Raw genomic sequence first — 20,288 nt, 5'->3', positions numbered from 1 at the left:
CCGGAACCTTGCTACGCACCGGACAACAAAGAGTACAACAAGGCACATTTCACTCCATGGTGTGCCGGGAATCACTTTCTCAGCCTGTAGCATCAGGCCCTGACGGCATGGCGCGGCGGCGACGGACCCGACCGGTCCGCTCCGCGGCGCGTCCTGCCTCCCACGAGCGAACCGGCTGGGGGAGCGTGATCGTGACGGACGTCCGAGGGCCCGAGGCAGGTCCGCTCGCGGCCGTGTTCCGACAACGGGAACCGGTGCAGATCCCCGGACGGCGGTCGCGTGTGGTCAGCCTCGCCCCGCGCGCGGGCGGACCCGCCGCCCCCGGGCAGAGCGAGCACACCCGCCTGCACCAGGCCTTCCTCGGACGGGTCATCGACTACCTGCGCGTCGACGCCGGTGTCCGCCAGTTCGTCGACTGGGGGTGTCCCGTGCCGGGTACGGCCGAGCGCGTACACGCCTGCGACCCCGACGCCACCGTCGTCCACCTGGTCCCGCACGGGGCGGCGGGCATGCTCCCCACCGCCGGTGCGGCCGTCCTCTCCGGAGACGGCTCCGGTACCGCCGGGCTCCTGCGCCGTCTGGGAACCTCCGGGCTCGTCGACTTCGACGAGCCCGTCGCCGTTCTGATGACCCGGCCCTTCACCGCCGACGACCCACCCGGGGGCATCGGGGGCCTTCACACCCTCATGCGCGGCGGCGGCTACCTCGCGCTCGCCTCCCCCGCCCCCAGAACCGTGGTCGAGCGGGCCTTCCACCCCTTCCTCCCTGTTGAACCGGGAGTGGCCGATCTGCGATGGTGGCCGTATCCGGACGAGGACGTGTCCGACCGGGGGACCGGAACCCTGGCAGGGTTGGGCCGTGCGCCCGGGAACGGAAGGGGGACCCGCCGATGGCGGTGAACTGGACGGGTGAGGTTCTGGCGCAGGTCCAGTTCTACTGGGAGTACTCGCTCTGGCCACGGCTGGAGGGACTGACCGACGCCGAGTACCACTGGCTGCCCGCCCCCGGGGCCTGGACCGTGCGCCAGGGGTCGGACGGGCGCTACCAGCCGGACTCGGCGTACCCCGAGCCCGAGCCGCCGCCCGTGACCACGATCGCCTGGCGGCTCGGACACCTCGTCGTGGACGTCCTGGAGACCCGCACCAACTGGCACTTCGGCGACCGCACCTACACCCGGGAGAGCATCAACTGGCCCGGAGGCGTGGCCGAGGCCAAGCAGCGGCTGCGCCACGCCTACGAGGTCTGGTCCGAGCACATCCAGGCCCTCGACGACGACGGGCTGGCCGCGCCGGTGAGAGGCACCGAGGCACCGCAGTGGGCGGGCTTCCCAACGGTCGCGCTCGTACTGCACGTCAACCGGGAGATCATCCACCACGGCGCCGAGATCGCGCTGCTGCGCGACCTCTACCGCGCCGAACCCACCCGGGGCTGAACCCGGCGACCCGAGCGTGCCCGGTCGTCCGATCGGTGGTCAGACCACGTGCAGCGGGTCCACCCGTACCTGCGCCAGGTGCTCGTCCCCGCGCGCGCTGCGGGCCGAGGCGGCGGCCTTCAACGAGCGGGCCAGCGCGCCCACCCCGTCGCGGGGCACCCGCAGCAGGGCGCGCTCCGTCGGCGGCGGGCTCTCGGAGCCCGGCCCGCGCTCCCCGCCCACCGGCACCGGTCCGAGCAGTTCGGCGCCCTCGGGCAGGTCCACCTGGGCGAGGAGCTCGCGCACGTGGTCCGGGGCCCCGGTGATCGACGCCATGGACACGGCGGGGGGAAAGCCCAGCTCCCTGCGTTCGGCCAGCTCGCGTTCGGCGAACCCGCCCGGATCCCACCTGACCAGGGCCTGCACCACCGGCAGCGACACGTCGGCCGAGACCACCACGGTGCCGCCCGGCCGCACCAGGGCGGCGGCGTTGAACCAGCGGCGCAGCGTCTCCTCCGAGGCCCGCAGATCGGCCCTGTTCAGCAGTGCCCAGCCGTCGAGCAGCACCGCCGCCGCGTATCCGCCGCCCTTGACCACCGGTTCGGCCCCGGGCGTGGCCACCACCAGGGAGGGCTTGTCCGGGACCTCCGGCAGCACCTCGTCGCGCCCGGACGTGCGCACGGTCAGTGAGGGAAAGGCCCGGCCCAGCTCCTCGGCGGTCCGGCGGGCGCCCACCACCACGGCGCGCATCCGGGTCGCCCCGCAGTCGGGGCACACCCACTGTCCGGCCACCCGTCCGCACCAACCGCAGGAGGGCAGGGCGTTCGCCTCGCGGATCGCGAGCGGCCCCCGGCAGCCGTCACAGCGCGCGGGTTCGCGGCAGCCCGCGCAGGCCAGGGTGTTGAGGTAGCCCCGGCGCGGCACCTGGAACAGCACCGGCCCCGTCCTGGCCGCCTCCCGCGCCGACTTGAGGGCCAGGCTCGGCATGCGGGCCGTACGGGCCGCCTCGTCCCGGGCGAGCTCGCGGTCGTCACCGGCGGCCTTGACGACCGGGGCCCGGCTGCGCAGCGTCGCCCGGTCGGCGACCAGGGGGTGTGCCCACCCGGACTCGACCAGAAGTTGGGCGTCGGTGGTGCGGGTGTGTCCGCCGAACAGGACCCCCGCCCCGGTCCGGTGGGCCCGCATGGCCAGCACGGTCCGGGCGTGCGGGTAGGGGGTGTGCGGGTCCGTGTGCACGTCGTCGCCGTCGTCCCAGAGCACGACCAGCCCGAGGTCGCGGACAGGGGCGAAGATCGCGGTGCGGGTCCCCACCACGACCCGGACCCCTCCTCGCAGCAGCGACAGCCAGCGCCGGTAGCGCGGGGTCGGGCCGAGGTCGGCGGGCAGCGCGACGTGCCGCCCCTCGCCCAGGCGGCGGGCCATCGCCGCGTCCACCGCCTGGACGTCGCGGCTGTTGGGGAGCACCACCACCGTGCCGTGCCCCGCGGCCAGGGCCGCCTCGGCGGCCACGGCGACCGCGTCCGCCCAGTCGGTGCCGGGAAGGGCGTTCCACACCGCGCGGGGCGCACGCCCCTCGCGCAGGGCACCCACGAAGGCGGGCCCCTCCGGGTAGGCCTCCCAGGGGCCGGGGCCGACATCCGGGGCCGCGGCCCCACCGTCCTCCGCCTCCGGGGGGCCGGCCTCCCCGGGGGGCGCGGCGTCGGGGTCCCCGGGCGGCTCCCCGGAGCCGGTCTCCTCCGGGTCCTCCCCGCCCGTCTCCCGGGCCTTTGGCGCACGGTCGGTCTCCCGCTCCACCCGAGCCCGGCGCGGCGGGACGGCGAGCCTGACCACGTCGTTCAGGGTGCCCGCGTACCGGTCGGCCACGGCACGGGCCAGGTCCAGGACCTCCGGGGTGAGGACGGGCTCGGAGGAGACCACCTCGGACAGGTAGGCGAGCCGACCGGGGAACTCCGAGCGATCCACCCGCTCCGCGATGAACCCGCCCAGCAGCCGGTGGTGGAAGACCACCTTCACCCGGCAGCCGGGAACGGCGGCCTCGTCCAGGTCGGCGGGGACCCGGTAGTCGAAGAGGCGGTCCAGGTGGGGGAGCGGGGTGTCCACGACGACGCGCGCGACCGACAACCGCCCGGCCGGTTTCCTCGGTTCCGGGCGGGACGCCTCCCTGGCCCTGGCCTTGGCGGCGGCTCTGGGGTCCACCAGCTCCGACAGGTCGAAGAGGGCGTCGCTGGGTTGGTCGGACTGCGCTGTCATCACCCCTGGTCTACCAGAACCGTCCGACACCGCCGCTCCCGCGCGACGGGAACCCCCTCCACGACTGGTAGAACAGTGTCCCGTACGCGCAGCGGAGGGGGATCCGATCATGAAGCTCGTCTTTGCCGGAACACCGGAGGTGGCGGTGCCCTCGCTCCGCGCGCTGCTCGGCTCCGAACACGAGGTCGCGGCGGTCCTCACCCGGCCCGACGCCCGTGCCGGGCGGGGCCGCCGGATCGCCGCGAGCCCGGTCGGCGAGGTGGCCGAGGCCGAGGGCATCGAGGTCCTCAAACCCGCCAAGGCGGGCGACCCCGAGTTCCTGGAACGCCTCGCGCAGATCGCCCCCGACTGCTGCCCCGTGGTCGCCTACGGTGCGCTGCTGCCCCAGTCCGCCCTGGACGTGCCCCGCCACGGCTGGGTGAACCTGCACTTCTCCCTGCTGCCCGCCTGGCGCGGCGCCGCCCCCGTCCAGCACGCGGTGCTGCACGGCGACGACGTCACCGGCGCGTCCACCTTCCAGATCGTCAAGGAGCTCGACGCCGGGCCCGTCTACGGGACCCTGACCGAGACCGTGCGCCCCTCCGACACCAGCGGAGAGCTCCTCGGGCGGTTGGCCGTCTCCGGCGCCGAACTCCTCAAGCGCACCATCGACGGCATCGCGTCCGGGCAGCTCGAACCGGTCGAGCAGCAGCCCGACGGGCTGTCCTACGCGGCCAAGCTCACCGCTCTGGACGCCGAACTCGACTTCACGCACCCGGCCCTGCGCGTGGACAGGGTGGCCCGCGCCTGCACTCCCGCCCCGGGCGCCTGGACGACCTTCCGCGGCACCCGCCTCAAGGTCGGCCCCGTCACCCCCGTGACGGACGCCGACACCCCCGACCTCGACCCCGGGCAGCTCCACGCGGACAAGAAGCGCGTCCTCGTCGGCACCAGCACCCACCCCGTCGCCCTGGGTGAGGTACAGCCCCAGGGCAAGCGCGCCATGGCCGCGGTGGACTGGGCACGTGGCGTGCGTCCCACCGAAGATGACCGACTGGGCGCGTGAGCTGCCGTAGTCTCGACCTGGCGGGCCGAACGGCCGCCCGCCAGGCCCCCGTTCCCGGTTTGTTGAGGCAGCACAGTTGAGCGAGCAGTCCCGATCCCCGTACCGCCGGCCCCGCAGGGGTGGAAAGCCCGTCCAGGGCGGTGGGCAGGGCGCGTCGGGACCACCCGCGCCCCGTGACCCCGCCCGAAGGGTCGCCTACGACGTGCTGCACGCCGTCGAACAGCGCGACGCCTACGCCAACCTCCTGCTGCCCGCCCTGCTCACCGAGCGGGGTATCAGCGGACGCGACGCCGCCCTGGCCACCGAGCTGACCTACGGCACGCTGCGGCTCCAGGGCACCTACGACGCCATCCTGGAGGCGTGTGTCGACCGCACACTCTCCTCCGTGGACTCCGACGCGCTGCCGGTGCTGCGGCTGGGAGCCCACCAGCTCCTGTCCACGAAGATCCCGCCGCACGCCGCGGTCAGCGCCACCGTCGACCTGGCCCGCCGGGTGGTGGGCCACCACCGGGGGCGGTTCGTCAACGCCGTCCTGCGCAAGGTGTCGGCCCGCGACCTGGACGAATGGGCCGCCGTGGTGGCCCCTGACCGCGAGCGCGACCCCAGCGGTTACCTGTCGGTCGTGCGCAGCCACCCGCGCTGGGTGGTCAAGGAGCTGGCCCGCGCCCTGGGGGAGCGGTCCTCCACCGGACTGGTCCGCACCGAGAGCCTTCTGGCCGCCCACAACGAGCGGCCCCGGGTGACGCTCGTGGCCAAGCCCGGCCGCTCGACGGTCGAGGACCTGGTGGCCGCGGGCGCGGAGGAGGGGCGCTACTCGCCCTTCGCCGCCTACCTGCCCCAGGGGGACCCGGCGGCGATCCGCGAGGTCCGCCAGAATCGCGCCGCGGTGCAGGACGAGGCCAGCCAGCTGGTCGCCCTCGCCCTGAGCAGGGTCGACGTGCACGGCGACGACGCGCTGTGGCTGGACATGTGCGCCGGCCCGGGCGGCAAGGCCGGTCTGCTGGCCTCCCTCGCCGGACAGCGCGGGGCACGCCTGCTCGCGTCCGAGGTGCAGCCCGCCCGTGCGGGGCTGGTCGCCACGGCCGTACGCCGCGCCCCGCGCGACGCCGGACGCGTGGTGGCGGCCGACGGCACCAGGCCCGCCTGGCGGCCGGGGGTGTTCGACCGTGTCCTGGTGGACGCGCCGTGCACCGGACTGGGGGCGCTGCGGCGCCGCCCGGAGTCGCGTTGGCGCCGTACCGAGAACTCCGCGGCCGAACTGGCGCCGCTCCAGCACGACCTGCTCGTCAGCGCCGCAGACGCCGTCCGCCCCGGCGGGGTCGTGGCGTACGTGACGTGCTCTCCGCACCTGGACGAGACCGACGGGATCGTCCGACGGGTCCTCGCGGAGCGGGACGACCTGGCGTTGCTGCGCGCGGCCGACTACCTGGACGGGGTGCCGGACCTGGCCGCGGGTCCGGACGGCGACTACGTCCAGTTCTGGCCGCACGTCCACGGAACGGACGGGATGTTCCTGGCCCTGTTCCGCAAGGCCGAGCGGGGCTGACCCCCTCGGGCCCGGGCGCCCGCCCGGGCACCGGCACGCCCCGCCGTCAGGGGGCCGCCCCGTCAGGGCCCGGCCCGTCCGCCGCGGCGGCGGGGGTGCTCCCTTCGCCGGGCGGCGGGGGCATGCTGGCCCTGAGCCGGAGGGTGAGCCGTTCGCCCAGGCCCCGGTCGAACCGTCCCTCGTGGCGCACCCCCACGCGGTCGGCCAGGTCGACCGCGTGCAGGCGGACGGAGGCCTCGACCAGCGTCGCGTAGGTCTCCGTCGCGGCCCGTGTCCGACCCCGTGCGAGCGCGGCCACGGCCGCGCAGACGAGCACGGCGGGGTACCACCACACGGCCAGCGGCAGGTACAGCAGGGCCCACGCGGCCAGACCCGTGGCGCGTGACAGCGCGTCCCGGGCCTCGGTGACCTCCAGGCGGGCCTCCTCGGGCAGGACCAGCCACAGGTGCGGCCACAGGACGGCGAGGTCGGCGTCGTGGTCGCGGTCCAGGCGCGTGCGCACCGCCCCGATCCGGTCCCCGGTCCAGGTGGGGCGTTCGGGCCTCTCGGGGGAGAGCCGGGCCATCCGGTCGTAGGCGGACGCGAACGCCGCCTCCCCGTCGCGCCCGTCCGCGGCGCGGGCCCGCTCGACCTCGCGGCGCCGCAGGTCCCACCTGCGACGGCGCGACTCCACCCACCGGCCGGTCCACCCGCGCAGCGGGGGCGGCCACCGGTGCCAGTCGGCGGCCGTCCACAGGTTCTCGACCAGACGCCCCGCCCCCTGGGCGAGCAGCCCGACGGCGGAGCTCCCCGCGAACACCGCGGCGAACACCACGGCCTGCCCGCCGAAGGTGTCCACGCGCGGGTCCTCGGCCCAGCGGGTGATCTCCGCGACCAGGTGGCCCACGTCCCAGGCCCGGTCCCAGCCGAGGAGGTACGCGGCGGCGGCGACCGCCAGGTACAGGGCGCCGGGCAGTGCGAGGGCGGTCACCCACCGCTCGGTGAGTTTCGCTCCCAGCTCCGTCAGGAGGCCGCCCACGGCCTACACCCGCCGGGGGGCGCGGAGCGGACGGTCGCCGACCAGACAGGTCGGAGGGTCCTCGGCGGGGTTCGGCTCCCAGGTCCGGGAGCACCTGCCCTGAGGGCAGCGGTACAGGGCGGAGGCGGGTCTGGGCAGCCCGATGCCCGAGGGCACGGGGTCGAGGGCCCCCACGCGGTGGGCGCCCGCGGCGTAGCCGTGCAGCCCCGCGCCGTCCCCCAGCGCCACCAGGGCGCTGTGCAGGTCGTCCAGTGCCTCCGACACCCCCCGGCCCTCAAGCGCGGCCTCGGTCACGGCGTCGACGAGGGAGGCTCCGCCGTCCACCCCGGCGAGTCGGTCGCGGATCCGGTCGGCGTGCTCGCAGACGGTGCCCAGGCGGGTCTCGGTGCCGTCGCCCATGGGGTTCCTCCGGTCGCTGGGGGCTGACTGCGGTGAGCGTACCCCCGCGGGGCCCGACGACGCCGGGCTTTTCGGAGTCCTCTTCCCCCACTCCGGGAGAGGGTGAATCTACAACGTAAAGCCAGCGGTGCCGGGTGTGTTCTCCCCAAGGGACCCCAGGCGGAGGGACACAGGACCCGCCGTACAGCGCATCCGCCCAGCTCCCACCCCCCACCCGGACGAAACCGCCGGGCCGCCTGGCTACACTGCTGGCGTGGCAATCCAGATCTCACCCAGCATCCTGAGCGCCGACTTCGCGCACCTCGCCGACGAAGCCGCCGCGGTCTCCCCCTCCGCCGACTGGCTCCACGTCGACGTGATGGACGGCCACTTCGTCCCCAACCTCACGCTCGGCCTGCCCGTCGTCGAGTCCCTGCTCAAGGCGACCGACACCCCGCTGGACTGCCACCTGATGATCGAGGACCCCGACCGCTGGGCCCCGGCCTACGCCGAGGCGGGCGCGGGAAGCGTCACCGTCCACGCCCGGGCCGCGAGCGCCCCCGTCCGCACCCTGCGCGAGATCCGCCGCCTCGGCGCGCGCGCCGGGCTGGCCCTCAACCCGGCCGAGCCCGTCGAGCCCTACGCCGACATCGTCGGCGAGATGGACATGCTCCTGCTCATGACCGTCGAGCCCGGCTTCGGCGGCCAGAGCTTCCTCGACGTGGTCCTGCCCAAGATCCGCCGGGCCCGCGAGATCCTCGACACCAGGGAGGCCTCCGTCTGGCTCCAGGTCGACGGCGGTGTCAGCGCCGAGACCATCGAGCGCGCGGCCGAGGCCGGAGCCGACGTCTTCGTCGCCGGGTCGGCCGTCTACGGAGCCCAGGACCCCGCCAAGGCCGTCGAGTCCCTGCGCGCCCTCGCCGTCGGGGCGACCGGCGGGAAGTGAACCGGGCCGGGGGCGCCCCCGGCCCCGCCCGCCACGGTCCGGCGGCGGCCGCGCGTAACGATCCCGGCGCTGCCCCGTGTGCGGCTGGTCACAGGGTGCCGCGCCCCCTATGCTTCCGGACCGTAGTCGTCAGTCGAGGACGAGGATTTCGCTTGGTCGCGGCTCCGTCTTCCCCTTCGCGTACGCGCGCCCGGGGGAGCGGCGCGGCGTGAGCGCGTTGCCAGGCGCGGACACCTGGAGTGCGCGTTGAACGCTTGGACGGCCGATCACACGGCCATGGACGTGTTGTGGGAGCCCGAGTCCACCGCCATCGGGTGGATCCAGGGGCTGGGTGACTGGTTGGCCCCTCCGCTGGTGGCGGTCACCCAGCTGGGCTCGCAGTTCGTCCTGATCCCCTTGGTCGCCCTCGTCTTCTGGTGCGTGCACCCCGGCGCCGGGGCCCGCCTCTTCGTCGTTCTGACGGCGTCCGGGGTGGTCAACTACCTGGGCAAGGCCGTCTTCTACGGCGCGCGCCCCTACTGGTACAGCGCCCAGGTCACCGCGCACTCGTCCGGGTCCAGTTTCGGCATGCCCTCCCAGCACGCCCAGGCCTCCACCGTCTTCTGGGGCTACCTGGGCTTCAGGTCGGGGCGCCGCCTCCTGGTCTGGGCGGCCGTCGCCCTCATCGCCGCGATCTGCCTCTCCCGGATCTACCTGGGGGTGCACTACTTCAGCGACGTGCTGGTGGGGCTCCTGCTGGGCGGGGCCGTCCTGTGGGCCGCCCTGCGCTGGGAGGACAGGATCGTGGCCTGGTGGCTGGGGCTGGACACCGCCCGGTGGGTCGGCTACGCGCTCGCGGCCTCCGCCGTCCCCTGCCTGGTCGCGGCGCTGTGGCAGTCACTGGTGCGGGGCGACTGGACGGTCCCGGCGGAGTGGATCGGCGCGACGCCGACCGACCCTGCCGGGTACACGCTCACCAGTCTGTTCACCGTCTCCGGCGCGCTGCTCGGCGGGCTCGCCGGCTTCACCCTGTTGGCCGGGCGCGGCTGGTACAGCGCCGAGGGGAGCCCGACCTCCCGGGTCGCCCGCTTCGCCCTCGGCATCTCCGGGATCGTGGTCGTCCAGGTGGTGGTCCACGTCGTGGCCGGAGGCCTCACAGGCCTCACCGAGGCGGTCGTGATGTTCGCCGCCTACGCCGGGATCGCCTTCTGGGCCGCCTTCGGGGCCCCCGAGATGTTCATCCGCAGCGGTCTGGCCCGGCGCCCCGGCCCCGGGGCGGCCGGTGGTGCGGCGGGGGAGGGGGACGGCGCGGGCCACGGCCGTTCCGGCGGAGTCTTCGGTGGCAGCTCCCCACGCGACGACGGAAAATGATTCCGGTCACACGAGCTATGCGCCCCGCTACCGACGCGTTAAGATCCGAAACGTTGAGACAACAGTCAAACGCGTGCTCCGGGGTCGGTGTAATTCCGAACCGGCGGTTATAGTCCGCGACCCGGCCGAATCCATCGGCCGGTTGAACCGGTGTGATTCCGGTACCGACGGTGAAAGTCCGGATGGGAGGCAGTACGTGTTGGGCCGGCCTGTCCGCCGTCGCTCCCCGTGACGCACGGCGACCAGTCCCGGCCTTGTCGTGGACCCGTTCCACACCCCTGCCCCGGAGCCTGTCAAGGCGAAGGGAATGCACAGGCGTGTTCACCGGAATCGTGGAAGAACTCGGCAAGGTCGTCTCCATCGAGCCCGCCGGCACCACGGGCGAGGCCCTGCTGCTGACGCTGCGCGGCCCCCTGGTCAGCGCCGACGCCGGGCACGGCGACTCCATATCGGTCAACGGCGTGTGCCTGACCGTCGTCCACCGGGGCGAGGGCACCTTCACCGCCGACGTGATGAAGGAGTCGTTGGACCGCTCCTCCCTGGGCGGCCTCTCCGTCGGCTCCGCCGTCAACCTCGAACGCGCCGCCCGCGTCGACGGCCGCCTCGGCGGCCACATCGTCCAGGGCCACGTCGACGGCACTGCCCGCCTGCTCTCCCGGAATCCCGGTGACAACTGGGACGTTCTACGTTTCGGCCTGCCCGCGGAGCTCTCCCCGTACGTGGTCGAGAAGGGATCGATCACGGTCGACGGGACCAGCCTCACCGTCTCCGCGGTCAGCGCGCCCGGTGCGGCCGAGGAGTTCTTCGAGGTCAGCCTGATCCCCGAGACCCTGAGGGCCACCACTCTGGGAGGCCTTCCCACGGGCGCCACCGTGAACATCGAGGTGGACGTCGTCGCCAAGTACGTCGAGCGCATCGCCTCCGTCGCCGCGAGCCGGTCGCGGGAGTGACCGCCGGCGCACGGCGCCGCGGGACGGACCCGCCGGCGCGGGCCGTCACCACCACACCACCCACACACGATCCACCTCAGGGAGCGGCAATGACCGTCACCGACGCCACCCCGTCCACCTCCGACGCGGGCGATGCCGTGGTTCTCGACCCGATCGAGGACGCCATCGCCGAGTTCGCCGCCGGTCGGGCCATCGTGGTGGTGGACGACGAGGACCGCGAGAACGAGGGCGACATCATCTTCGCCGCCGAACTCGCCACGCCCGAACTGCTGGCGTTCATGATCCGCCACACCTCCGGCGTGGTGTGCGTCCCCCTGGAGGGCGGGGACCTCGACCGCCTGGACCTGCCGCTGATGACCGCGCGCAACGAGGAGAGCCTGCGCACCGCGTACACGGTCACCGTCGACGCCCGCGAGGGCGTCAGCACGGGCATCTCCGCCGCCGACCGCGCGCTCACCGTGCGCCTGCTGGCCTCCGCGAAGAGCCGTCCCGTCGACTTCGTCCGCCCAGGCCACATCCTGCCTCTGCGCGCCCGTCCGGGCGGTGTCCTGGCCCGCCGCGGCCACACCGAGGCGTCCGTCGACTTCGCCCGCCTGGCCGGGCTGCGCCCCGCGGGGGTGCTCGCCGAGGTGGTCAACGACGACGGCACGATGGCCCGCCTGCCCCGGCTGCGGGAGTTCGCCGACGAACACGGCCTGAAGCTGGTGTCGGTCGAGCAGTTGGCCGCCCACCGCGTGGCACTCGGTGAGACCCTCACCGAGGAGGAGGCCCACCCGCCCCTGGTCACCCGCATGGTCGAGACCCGCATGCCCAACGAGCACGGGGAGTGGCGTGCCGTCGGTTTCAAGGGGACGGTGGACGGCGCCGAGCACGTCGCGCTGGTCCTCGGAGACCTGGGGGAGGGCACCGACGTCCTGGCACGCCTGCACTCGGAGTGCCTCACGGGGGACGCGTTCGGCTCCTACCGTTGCGACTGCGGTGCCCAACTGGACGCGGCCATGGCCGACATCGCCGCGGAGGGCCGCGGGGTGGTCGTCTACCTGGGCGGCCACGAGGGCCGGGGGATCGGCCTCCTGCACAAGCTGCGTGCCTACAGCCTCCAGGACCGGGGCGCGGACACGGTCGACGCCAACCTGAGACTGGGGATGCCCGCCGACGCCCGCGAGTTCGGTGCGGGGGCCCACATCCTCACCGACCTGGGTGTGGGGTCGGTGCGCCTGCTGTCGAACAACCCGGACAAGGTCGAGAGCCTGGAGCGCCACGGCATCCGGGTCAAGGAGCGGGTCGGCATGCCGTCCTTCGTCACGGAGGACAACATCGCCTACCTGCGTACCAAGCGGGACCGTATGGGCCACGACCTGGCGGACGTCAGCGACTGATCGGCCTGTCCGCACAGCCGTCGCGGCGGGGCGCCGGTCCCGGCCGACAACCCCGGGGTCCGGCTCCCGTCGGCCCCGGCAGCGCATCTCACACACAGGAGACCCTCATGAGTGGTGAAGGACGTCCCGACCAGCACGCGGTGGACGCCGCCGGGCTCTCGGTGGGCATCGTCGTGACCCGGTGGAACGCGTCCATCGTCGGTCCGATGCTCGCCAACGCCCAGGACGTCGTGAAGGCCTCGGGTGCGGCCGCCCCGGTCGTGGTCGAGGTCGCGGGAGCGGTCGAGCTTCCCGTGGTCGCGCAGGAGCTGGCCCGCAAGCACGACGCGGTGATCGCCCTGGGCGCGGTCATCCGCGGCGGTACCCCGCACTTCGACTACGTGTGCCAGTCGGTCACGCACGGTCTCACGGAGGCGGCCCTGCGCGAGTCCACCCCTGTGGGCAACGGCGTGCTCACCTGTGACACCCTGGAGCAGGCGCGCGACCGCGCCGGCCTGCCCGGCAGCATCGAGAACAAGGGTGCCGAGGCGGCGCTGGCCGCACTGGACGCGGCGGTGGCCCTGCGGGGGCTGCGCCGCTGACCGGATCGCGTCGCGCGCACGGGGTGAGATCCCGGCCATGTCTGGTGGAACGGTGGAGTAGTCGGTGCGGACGAAGGAACAGCCGGTGGACGAGGCGTCGAAGCAGCCGGTCCTGCCGAGGACGTGGCGGCCCCGGGCGGTGCGGATGGTCGCCTACGGCCTGGGCCTGCTGATCGTGGCCACCATGGCGGTGCTCGCCGTGATCCTGCCGGGGGACTGGCGGATCATGGACCGGCTCCTGCTGGTGGGGCTGGGTATGGCGATCGCCGCCGGCCTGCACCTGATCGCCCGGCCCCGGCTCGTCGCCACGGAGAGGGGCGTGACCGTGGTCAACGGCATCCGCACCCACGTGCTGTCGTGGGCGGAGGTCGTGGACATCCGGATGCCGGTCGGCGAGCCCTGGCCCTCGGTGGACCTGTCCGACGGGACCTCCCTGGCGGTGATGGGCATCCAGAGCGCAGACGGGGACCTCGCCCACCGCAACCTGGAGGAGTTCCGGGCGCTGCTGCACGATCGCGGCGAGGCACAGGAGCCCGGCCGGTCGTAGGTATCTCCAACGGGAGTCCTCGTTTCTTGACGGAACGGGGACTCCCTTCGTGTTGCGTGGGGCACATAGCTTGGTACTGAGAGCCACTCGACCGAACAGGGAAGAGGTGCCGCGTGCGCGACATCCGATCGGCGGTGTCCGACATGTACGTCTCAGGTGAGGCGTTCGCACTGGCCACGGTCATCGACACCGACAAGAGCGCACCCCGTGGCGCGGGTGCCGCCATGTTGGTCAGCGCCTCCGGTGAGGTCGTCGGGAGCGTGTCCGGCGGTTGCGTGGAGGGGGCCGTCTACGAGGAGGCCCTGGAGGTCATCCGCACGGGTGTCCCGGTGCGCCGCACCTACGGTGTGAGCGACGAGGAGGCCTTCAACGTCGGGCTGACCTGCGGCGGAACCCTGCACATGTTCGTGGAGCCGGTCACCCGGGCCACCTACGGGCAGCTCGGCGCGGTGCTCGGGGCCATCGGCGACCACCATCCGGTCGCCGTCGCGACCATCGTGTCCGACCCCTCGGACGCGGGTCGGGTGGGGCGGCGCCGGGTGGTCTGGCCGGAGCACGCCGAGGGCGATCTGGGTCCGGCCGGGGGGCGGCTGTCCGACGCGCTGGACGACGACGTGCGCGGGATGCTCGCGCAGGGCAGCACGGGCCTGCTGCGCTACGGGTCCGACGGGCAGCGGCGCGGTGACGAGCTGGAGGTGTTCGTCCAGTCGTTCGCGCCTGCTCCGCGCATGCTGGTGTTCGGGGCGATCGACTTCGCGGCCGCCGTGGCCGACCTGGGCTCCTACCTGGGCTACCGGGTGACGGTGTGCGATGCCCGGCCGGTGTTCGCGACGGCCAAGCGGTTCCCCACCGCCGAGGAGGTGGTGGTGAAGTGGCCGCACGTGTTCCTGGACGAGATCGCCCACGAGATCGACGAGCGCACCGCCGTGTGCGTGCTCACCCACGACCCCAAGTTCGACGTGCCCGTGCTCAGAGCGGCCCTGGGGACCCGCGCCGGGTACATCGGTGCGATGGGATCGCGGCGCACCCACGAGGACAGGGTGCAGCGGTTGCGGGAGGCCGGGGTGGGGGAGGAGGCGCTGGGCCGGTTGCACTCGCCGATCGGTCTGGACCTGGGAGCGCGCACCCCGGAGGAGACGGCGGTGTCGATCGCGGCCGAACTGGTGCGGACCCGGTGGGGCGGGAGCGGGCGCGCGTTGCGCGATACCAGTGGGCGTATCCACAGGGACAGCCCGAAAACCCCCCTGGTTCCGGCCGGATTCGGTCACGCTTCCATGTGAACCGAAACAGCCGGGGTACTGATGTCCCTGGTCACCGAGGGTGGGGCGGGGACGGTGTGCGAGGTCGCCCGACCGGCTGTGCCAGGTGACCCGTCCCGGGCCTGCCCGCGTGGCATCATCGCGTCATGGGAACTGGGGACGCGCAGGACAGGGAGAGGGAACGGGCGGGCCGGGTCGCCGGCCTCCTGTTGGCGGCGGGTTCCGGCAGCAGACTGGGGCGCCCCAAGGCGCTGGTCGAGGTGGGCGGGGAACGTCTGGTGGACCGGGGGGTGCGCACCCTGGGTGACGGGGGGTGCGCGCCGGTCCTGGTGGTGCTGGGCGCCGCCGACGCGGTCGTCCGCGACGCGCACACCGTGCACAACCCCGACTGGGAGAGCGGGATGGGGTCCTCGGTGCGCGCCGGGATCGATGCCCTGCCCGAGTCGGTGGACGCCGTCCTGATCGCCCTGGCGGACCAGCCCCTGGTGACCCCGGAGGCGGTGCACCGGCTGGTGGAGGCCCACGACCAGGGTGCCCGTGCCGCCGTGGCGACGTACAACGGCAACCAGCGCAACCCGGTGATGCTGGGCCGTGAGTACTGGTCGACCGTGTACGGGCTGGCGGTGCACGACGTGGGGGCGCGCCCGTTCCTGCGGGCCTACTCGCACCTGGTCACCGCTGTGGCGTGCGACGACATCGCGAGCCCGGAGGACATCGACACGGCCGAGGACCTGGAACGGCTCACCGGCCTGTTGGGCGGGGAGCCCTCCGGCCGGGGCTGACGGGAGGACCCGGAGCCCCGCCCCGGGTCAGTCGCGGGTGAGGTCCTCGGCGGTGATGCCGAACGTGTGCCGGGTGGTCTCGCCCGGGGCCAGGACGATCAGGTCGGTGCCGGTGGTCAGCGCGCCGGCGGGGCAGGTCATCGGCTCCGCCGCCAGGTAGGCGCGGTGGTCGTCGCCGCCGAGGGTGTCGGAGCTGAACGTCTGCAACCAGCCGAAGCTGCGGTCGCACCACACCGACACCCGGTGCGCCGGTCCGGTGACCCGCACCCACGCGCGCCCGTCGCCGTCGCGCACCAGGGAGGTGAACGCGGTGTCCAGCACCGTGTCGCCCAGTTGTGTGCCCGGAGGGCGGAAGTCGAGGGCTCCGCCGTCCACCGGGACCGGTTCGCCGACGGGCAGGAGGCGGCCGTCGACGGGCTGCCGGGTACTCGCGGTGACCTCCAGGGCGAGGTCGCCGCGCGCCGTGAGCGCGGACAGGGGTTCGCCCAGGGTGAGGTAGGGGTGAAAGCCCAGGCCGAAGGGGGCGGGGGAGTCACCGGTGTTGCGGGCCGCGGCGGTGAGGGTCAGTCCGTCCTCGGCCAGGCGGTAGGTGAGGACGAGTTCCAGCGGGAAGGGGAAGCCGGGCGTGCCGTCGAAGTCCAGCCGCAGGGTGGCGGACTCCTCCGACACGGTTTCGACGGACCACTCGCGGTCGTGGACCAGGCCGTGGATGGCGGTTCCCGTGGCGGCGTCGTTGACCTCCAGCTGGTACTCGGTGCCGGCGAACCGGTAGACGCCCGCGTCCACCCGGTTCGGCCACGGCGCCAGGACCTGGCCCTGGAAGGCCCGGGGGCCGTCGTTCCCGTAGGGCCACACGATGTCGCGATCACGCCAGGTGAGCGCTTGCAGGCCCGCTCCGGTGCGGTCGACGCGGGCCAGGAACTCCCCGGCGCGCAACTCGATCACCTCGCCCACGTGTTCCTCCGCTTCCCGTGATGGTCCGGCGGTTCGCCGAACCGGCCGATCATAGCCCACCGGCACCCGGTTCCCGCAGCCGCGGTTCCCGGGCCCGGGGGACCGAGGGACACCGCCTCCGGTCCGTGGACCGCCTGCGCACGGGACGGAGCCCGGCACGTCACCCGTCGAGGTCGCGGGCCTGGGAGAGCCAGTCGGTGAACAGCGCGGAGTCGACGTCCTCGGGAGACCGGAGCTTGACCTGGGCCATCTCCCTCGCCCCGGGCTCCAGGCGGCCGGACGGGTCGGTCAGTGCCCGCCCCCGCCAGAAGCCGAGGGTCACGTACGAGGAGTGGGCCTTGACGTAGCAGGCGGGGGACTGGCCGGGCTTCGCGCCCAGGCTCCAGGTGGGGTGTCCGTGCCAGAGGGCGCCGGCCCCGGGCAGGACCTTCTCGACGATAGGCAGGAGGGCGTCGGTGATCGCCCGCTGGGTGTCGGGGAGGGCTGCGGTGTAGTCGGCGACGGTGTCGTGCTGGGCCATGGTGGCTCCTTGGTCGTGGTGCGGCAGGCGGGGGTGATTGCGGGGGCGGTGTGGAAGGGTCAGGTGGTGCGCAGGTATCGGGCGGCGACCGCGGAGATCCACAGCATCGCGGTGAGGGCGCCCACGGCCAGGGCCAGTGATCCGTACTGGCCTCCGGTCATCGCCCAGCCGTTGCCGACGAGCAGGGCGGTGCCCGCGACGCGGGACGCTGTGGCAGCGCCCCTGTGCCCGGTGCGGGAGAAGTGGTGTCCCAGGACGTAGCAGGCGGCGATCAGCGCCGTGAAGGCGATCGTCCCGGCGGCCATGTGGCCGTAGCCGTGCCAGCTGAGCGCCTCCGGGGCACCTGAGGGGGTGCCGTAGGGGAACCCGTGGCCCGGGTCCATGACGAACGCGCCCGCGGCGATCATCCCGGCACCGTGGACCAGGACCAGCCGGGGGGCCCAGGTGCCTCCCGGGGTGCCGTGCAGGACCCGTCGCAGGCCGACCGCTCCCGCGGCGGTCAGGAGGCCGGCGAGCACGAAGTTGGTGATCTGGAGCCAGCCGAGGTCGCCGTTGCTCAGCATGCTCAGGGGGTGCCGGGTCAGGTCGAACCCCTCGCGGGTGGCGGCCTGCGTCAGGGAGACGGCAGCCCAGAGGGGGGCGGAGACGATCGCCGCGCCGAGGAGCGGGCGGGTGCTTGCGCTGGTGTGCCCGGCGGTGGGCGCGGTATCCCGGGTGGCGGTCATGGTGGAGCCTCTCGCTGCGTTGTTCCTCGGTTCTCGCTGACACGTCGAACCGGTGATGTGACAGGGAACGGTGGCATTCCCTGTCACATCGCCCTGTTCGACGTCTCTTCGGAAGCACAGGACAACACGAAGAGGAAACGACCGCATGCGCTACCTGATGACCACCAGGCCCACCGACCACACCCCCGACGAGAACCTCCACACCGAGATGGCCAGGTTCGTGGAGGAGCTCACCGCTTCGGGCGTCCTGCTGGCGACGGGGGGCCTGGAGCCCGGGGGCCTCCGGGTGACGTCGACCGGGGACGAGATCACGGTGACGGACGGGCCGTTCACCGAGGCCAAGGAGTCGGTGGCCGGGTTCGCCCTGGTCGAGGTCCGCTCCCGGGAGGAGGCACTTGAGGTCGCCCGCCGCTTCCGCCGCATCGTCGGCGACGGCGAGAGCGTCATCCAGCAGGTCTTCGGTCCCTGACCTGATGGGCACCGGCCCCGGGCCCTCCCGCACCCCCGTGCGCGAGGGCCCCGCCGCCCCCGGCACCGCCCCGACTTGCGTTCGCCCCGGGGCGGTGCTGTCATCGTGCCCGTGACCGATGCCCACCGCACCGTCGACGCGGTCTGGAAGCTGGAGTCGGCGAGGATTGTCGCCGGGCTCACCCGGATGGTGCACGACGTGGGCGCCGCCGAGGAGCTGGCCCAGGACGCCCTCGTCGCCGCGCTCGAACAGTGGCCCGGGACCGGGGTTCCCGACAACCCCGGTGCCTGGCTGATGGCGATCGCCAAACGCCGGGCCGTCGACCGCATCCGCCGTGCCCGGAGCCTGGAGCGCAAGCACGAGCAGATCGCCCACGGGATGGAGCGCGGGCCCGAACCCGATTCCGGCGGTGAGCCGGACGGGGACGACGTCCTGCGCCTGCTGTTCGTCACCTGCCACCCGGTGCTGGCACCCGTGGAGCGGGTCGCGCTGACCCTCCGCCTGGTCGCGGGGCTGACCACGCAGGAGATCGCCCGCGCCTTCCTCACCGGGGAGTCCCGCATCTCCCGGCAGATCACGGCGGCCAAGCGTACGCTCGCCGAGCAGGGGGTGGGCTTCGACCTGCCCGAGGGTGCCGAACTCGCCGAACGGCTCTCGTCCGTGCTCGGCGTGGTCTACCTGGTCTTCAACGAGGGTTACGCGGCGACCTCCGGGGAGGGGCTGATACGCCCGGGGCTGTGCCTGGAGGCGCTGCGGTTGGGCAGGACCCTGGCCGAACTGGTGCCCGACGAGGCCGAGGCGCACGGTCTGGTGGCGCTGATGGAGCTCCAGCAGGCCCGCGCCGACGCCAGGACCGGCCCCTCCGGCGAGCTCCTCCGGCTGGACGAGCAGAACCGGGGCCGCTGGGACCAGCTGCTCGTCCGGCGCGGGTTCGCCGCGATGCTCCGGGCCCGCGACGCGGGCGGACCACCGGGACCCTACGTGCTCCAGGCGGCCATCGCGGTCTGCCACACCCAGTCCGCCAGTGCCGAGAGCACCGACTGGGCGCGGATCGCGACCTTGTACGACCTGCTGGTCGAGCAGCTGCCGACCCCGGTGGTGCGCCTCAACCGGGCGGTGGCGGTGGCGCGGGCGAACGACCCAGCCGAGGGCCTGGCGCTGGTCGACGCGCTGGCCGGCGAACCCGCGCTGCGCGACTACCACCTCCTCCCCGGGGTGCGGGGGGACCTGCTGGCCCGGCTGGGCCGGCACGCGGAGGCGGGTCGGGAGTTCCGGCGCGCCGCGGCCCTGACCGGCAACGCGGTCGAGCGGGAGTTCCTGCTCCGCAGGGCCCAGGACGTCGCCGCCTCCCGGCCCGCGGGACCGACTCTGGGAGGGGCCGCCCGGGACTTCCTGGGGCGTGGGGAGCTGGACGCCGCGACGGTCCGCTCCTACGGGCAGACCCTGCGGCGCCTGGGCCGGTCCCTGGGCGAGGACCTGCCGCTCGCCGACCTGGACGCCGGTGGCGTGGCGCGGGTGTTCGCCGCGTCGTGGGGGGAGGCGGCGCCGCGGACCTGGAACCGGCACCGGTCGGCGGTCCGCTCGTTCGGGTCCTGGGCGGGTCTGGACGACCTGGCCGCGGAGCTGGGGCGGCGCGCCGAGGCCCGTGCCGAATCCGCGCCGATCGACCCCGCGCACCTGGCGCGCCTGTGGGACGGCGAGGGACGGGCCGCCCTGCGTGAGCGCGTCCTGTGGCTGCTCCTGCACGAGTCGGGCGCGGGGGTCGGTACCGTTCTGGCGCTGAACGTGGAGGACCTGGACCTGGAGGACCGCCGTGCCCGCGCGGGCGGCGCCCGGGTGGGCTGGCGTTCGGGAACGGCCCGGCTGCTGCCCCTGCTGGTGGCGGGGCGGGAGCGGGGGCCGCTCTTCCTCGCCGACCGCCGCCCGGCGCCGGCGCGCAGACCCGCCGAGGCGGACCTGTGTCCGGTGACGGGGCGGGGACGCCTGTCGTACCCGCGCGCCGAGTACCTGTTCAAGCAGGCCACCAGGGCCCTGGACCCGGCTGGGCAGGGGTACACCCTGCGCCGCCTGCGGGGCTGAGGCGGCTAGGTCGTGTTTTTTGGATCCTTCCGGGCTCGCGTCCACCAGGCTTCCTCTCGCCGCGCCTCTGCGCTCGTGAAGCACAACCAGGCTGAACTT

The 20,288-nt window shown here is 73.9% G+C and carries 20 protein-coding genes and 1 riboswitch; of the genes, 14 read left to right on the top strand and 6 right to left on the bottom strand.

Going from position 1 to position 20,288, the window contains the following annotated elements:
* Nucleotides 1–191: 191 nt before the first annotated feature.
* Together ACFWTE_RS18830 and ACFWTE_RS18825 are read left to right on the top strand one after the other, a co-directional pair.
* Nucleotides 192–899, top strand: a complete 708-nt coding sequence (locus tag ACFWTE_RS18830; RefSeq protein ID WP_378780824.1) for an SAM-dependent methyltransferase — start codon at nucleotides 192–194, stop codon at nucleotides 897–899.
* Nucleotides 890–1,432, top strand: a complete 543-nt coding sequence (locus ACFWTE_RS18825) for a DinB family protein (protein ID WP_378780822.1) — start codon at nucleotides 890–892, stop codon at nucleotides 1,430–1,432. The genes ACFWTE_RS18830 and ACFWTE_RS18825 overlap by 10 nt, the downstream gene beginning before the upstream one ends.
* A gap of 39 nt (nucleotides 1,433–1,471) precedes the next feature.
* Here the strand turns inward: ACFWTE_RS18825 and ACFWTE_RS18820 are convergent, their stop codons facing one another.
* A complete protein-coding gene (locus ACFWTE_RS18820; RefSeq protein WP_378780821.1) occupies nucleotides 1,472–3,661 on the bottom strand; it encodes a primosomal protein N' in 2,190 nt (729 codons plus the stop codon).
* 109 nt (nucleotides 3,662–3,770) lie between these two features.
* On the opposite strand from ACFWTE_RS18820, the gene fmt reads away from it, so the two are divergent.
* Nucleotides 3,771–4,706, top strand: a complete 936-nt coding sequence (fmt, locus tag ACFWTE_RS18815; RefSeq protein WP_378780819.1) for a methionyl-tRNA formyltransferase — start codon at nucleotides 3,771–3,773, stop codon at nucleotides 4,704–4,706.
* A gap of 76 nt (nucleotides 4,707–4,782) precedes the next feature.
* Nucleotides 4,783–6,252 carry an RsmB/NOP family class I SAM-dependent RNA methyltransferase gene (locus ACFWTE_RS18810; protein ID WP_378780818.1) on the top strand — a complete coding sequence of 490 codons (1,470 nt, stop codon included), beginning with the start codon at nucleotides 4,783–4,785 and terminating at the stop codon, nucleotides 6,250–6,252.
* 46 nt (nucleotides 6,253–6,298) lie between these two features.
* Here ACFWTE_RS18810 and ACFWTE_RS18805 read toward each other — a convergent pair whose 3' ends face one another.
* Nucleotides 6,299–7,270 (bottom strand): hypothetical protein, encoded by a 972-nt coding sequence (locus ACFWTE_RS18805; protein ID WP_378780817.1) that lies wholly within the window; start codon nucleotides 7,268–7,270, stop codon nucleotides 6,299–6,301.
* A gap of 3 nt (nucleotides 7,271–7,273) precedes the next feature.
* Nucleotides 7,274–7,669 carry a hypothetical protein gene (locus ACFWTE_RS18800; protein WP_378780816.1) on the bottom strand — a complete coding sequence of 132 codons (396 nt, stop codon included), beginning with the start codon at nucleotides 7,667–7,669 and terminating at the stop codon, nucleotides 7,274–7,276.
* A gap of 253 nt (nucleotides 7,670–7,922) precedes the next feature.
* Here ACFWTE_RS18800 and rpe point away from each other — a divergent pair, with 253 nt between their 5' ends.
* The 8 genes from rpe to ACFWTE_RS18760 all read left to right on the top strand — a co-directional run bounded on the left by rpe (nucleotide 7,923) and on the right by ACFWTE_RS18760 (nucleotide 15,442).
* Nucleotides 7,923–8,594, top strand: coding sequence for a ribulose-phosphate 3-epimerase (rpe, locus tag ACFWTE_RS18795; RefSeq protein ID WP_378780814.1), 672 nt, complete (start codon nucleotides 7,923–7,925; stop codon nucleotides 8,592–8,594).
* 276 nt (nucleotides 8,595–8,870) lie between these two features.
* Nucleotides 8,871–9,944: a phosphatase PAP2 family protein gene (locus ACFWTE_RS18790; RefSeq protein ID WP_378780850.1), complete on the top strand. Its 1,074-nt coding sequence runs from the start codon at nucleotides 8,871–8,873 to the stop codon at nucleotides 9,942–9,944.
* A gap of 69 nt (nucleotides 9,945–10,013) precedes the next feature.
* Nucleotides 10,014–10,144, top strand: a riboswitch (FMN riboswitch).
* Nucleotides 10,145–10,261: 117 nt separating this feature from the next.
* Nucleotides 10,262–10,894, top strand: coding sequence for a riboflavin synthase (locus ACFWTE_RS18785; RefSeq protein ID WP_378780813.1), 633 nt, complete (start codon nucleotides 10,262–10,264; stop codon nucleotides 10,892–10,894).
* A gap of 89 nt (nucleotides 10,895–10,983) precedes the next feature.
* The gene (locus ACFWTE_RS18780; protein ID WP_378780812.1) at nucleotides 10,984–12,273 is read left to right on the top strand and encodes a bifunctional 3,4-dihydroxy-2-butanone-4-phosphate synthase/GTP cyclohydrolase II; all 1,290 of its coding nucleotides are present in this window, start codon (nucleotides 10,984–10,986) and stop codon (nucleotides 12,271–12,273) included.
* Between the two features lie 107 nt (nucleotides 12,274–12,380).
* A complete protein-coding gene (gene ribH / locus ACFWTE_RS18775) occupies nucleotides 12,381–12,854 on the top strand; it encodes a 6,7-dimethyl-8-ribityllumazine synthase (RefSeq protein ID WP_378780811.1) in 474 nt (157 codons plus the stop codon).
* Nucleotides 12,855–12,939: 85 nt separating this feature from the next.
* Nucleotides 12,940–13,401 carry a PH domain-containing protein gene (locus ACFWTE_RS18770; RefSeq protein ID WP_378780849.1) on the top strand — a complete coding sequence of 154 codons (462 nt, stop codon included), beginning with the start codon at nucleotides 12,940–12,942 and terminating at the stop codon, nucleotides 13,399–13,401.
* Between the two features lie 113 nt (nucleotides 13,402–13,514).
* Nucleotides 13,515–14,681 (top strand): XdhC family protein, encoded by a 1,167-nt coding sequence (locus ACFWTE_RS18765; RefSeq protein ID WP_378780810.1) that lies wholly within the window; start codon nucleotides 13,515–13,517, stop codon nucleotides 14,679–14,681.
* Between the two features lie 125 nt (nucleotides 14,682–14,806).
* Nucleotides 14,807–15,442, top strand: coding sequence for an NTP transferase domain-containing protein (locus ACFWTE_RS18760; RefSeq protein ID WP_378780809.1), 636 nt, complete (start codon nucleotides 14,807–14,809; stop codon nucleotides 15,440–15,442).
* Nucleotides 15,443–15,469: 27 nt separating this feature from the next.
* On the opposite strand, the gene ACFWTE_RS18755 is transcribed toward ACFWTE_RS18760, so the two are convergent.
* The 3 genes from ACFWTE_RS18755 to ACFWTE_RS18745 all read right to left on the bottom strand — a co-directional run bounded on the left by ACFWTE_RS18755 (nucleotide 15,470) and on the right by ACFWTE_RS18745 (nucleotide 17,641).
* Nucleotides 15,470–16,396, bottom strand: a complete 927-nt coding sequence (locus ACFWTE_RS18755) for an aldose 1-epimerase family protein (RefSeq protein ID WP_378780808.1) — start codon at nucleotides 16,394–16,396, stop codon at nucleotides 15,470–15,472.
* A 160-nt stretch (nucleotides 16,397–16,556) separates the two neighbouring features.
* The gene (locus tag ACFWTE_RS18750; RefSeq protein WP_378780806.1) at nucleotides 16,557–16,916 is read right to left on the bottom strand and encodes a DUF1801 domain-containing protein; all 360 of its coding nucleotides are present in this window, start codon (nucleotides 16,914–16,916) and stop codon (nucleotides 16,557–16,559) included.
* Between the two features lie 59 nt (nucleotides 16,917–16,975).
* Entirely contained in the window at nucleotides 16,976–17,641 is a 666-nt protein-coding gene (locus ACFWTE_RS18745) for a DUF998 domain-containing protein (RefSeq protein ID WP_378780805.1), read from the bottom strand.
* 145 nt (nucleotides 17,642–17,786) lie between these two features.
* Here ACFWTE_RS18745 and ACFWTE_RS18740 point away from each other — a divergent pair, with 145 nt between their 5' ends.
* The gene (locus ACFWTE_RS18740) at nucleotides 17,787–18,110 is read left to right on the top strand and encodes a YciI family protein (protein ID WP_378780804.1); all 324 of its coding nucleotides are present in this window, start codon (nucleotides 17,787–17,789) and stop codon (nucleotides 18,108–18,110) included.
* Between the two features lie 111 nt (nucleotides 18,111–18,221).
* Nucleotides 18,222–20,189: a sigma-70 family RNA polymerase sigma factor gene (locus ACFWTE_RS18735; protein ID WP_378780803.1), complete on the top strand. Its 1,968-nt coding sequence runs from the start codon at nucleotides 18,222–18,224 to the stop codon at nucleotides 20,187–20,189.
* Nucleotides 20,190–20,288 lie beyond the last annotated feature (99 nt).

Source organism: Nocardiopsis sp. NPDC058631 (assembly GCF_042716955.1).
Taxonomy (GTDB): Bacteria; Actinomycetota; Actinomycetes; order Streptosporangiales; family Streptosporangiaceae; genus Nocardiopsis.
The sequence above is the reverse complement of the archived record's forward strand: the minus strand, read 5'-3'. Positions and strand labels throughout refer to the sequence as shown.

What these genes read in the sequence shown, in the direction of transcription:
- ACFWTE_RS18760 (WP_378780809.1), top strand. Translation starts at nt 14,807, where the DNA reads ATGGGAACTGGGGACGCGCAGGACAGGGAGAGGGAACGGGCGGGCCGG.
- ACFWTE_RS18790 (WP_378780850.1), top strand. Translation starts at nt 8,871, where the DNA reads ATGGACGTGTTGTGGGAGCCCGAGTCCACCGCCATCGGGTGGATCCAG.
- fmt (WP_378780819.1), top strand. Translation starts at nt 3,771, where the DNA reads ATGAAGCTCGTCTTTGCCGGAACACCGGAGGTGGCGGTGCCCTCGCTC.
- ribH (WP_378780811.1), top strand. Translation starts at nt 12,381, where the DNA reads ATGAGTGGTGAAGGACGTCCCGACCAGCACGCGGTGGACGCCGCCGGG.
- ACFWTE_RS18820 (WP_378780821.1), bottom strand. Translation starts at nt 3,661, where the DNA reads ATGACAGCGCAGTCCGACCAACCCAGCGACGCCCTCTTCGACCTGTCG.
- ACFWTE_RS18780 (WP_378780812.1), top strand. Translation starts at nt 10,984, where the DNA reads ATGACCGTCACCGACGCCACCCCGTCCACCTCCGACGCGGGCGATGCC.
- ACFWTE_RS18825 (WP_378780822.1), top strand. Translation starts at nt 890, where the DNA reads ATGGCGGTGAACTGGACGGGTGAGGTTCTGGCGCAGGTCCAGTTCTAC.
- ACFWTE_RS18740 (WP_378780804.1), top strand. Translation starts at nt 17,787, where the DNA reads ATGCGCTACCTGATGACCACCAGGCCCACCGACCACACCCCCGACGAG.
- ACFWTE_RS18750 (WP_378780806.1), bottom strand. Translation starts at nt 16,916, where the DNA reads ATGGCCCAGCACGACACCGTCGCCGACTACACCGCAGCCCTCCCCGAC.
- ACFWTE_RS18745 (WP_378780805.1), bottom strand. Translation starts at nt 17,641, where the DNA reads ATGACCGCCACCCGGGATACCGCGCCCACCGCCGGGCACACCAGCGCA.
- ACFWTE_RS18800 (WP_378780816.1), bottom strand. Translation starts at nt 7,669, where the DNA reads ATGGGCGACGGCACCGAGACCCGCCTGGGCACCGTCTGCGAGCACGCC.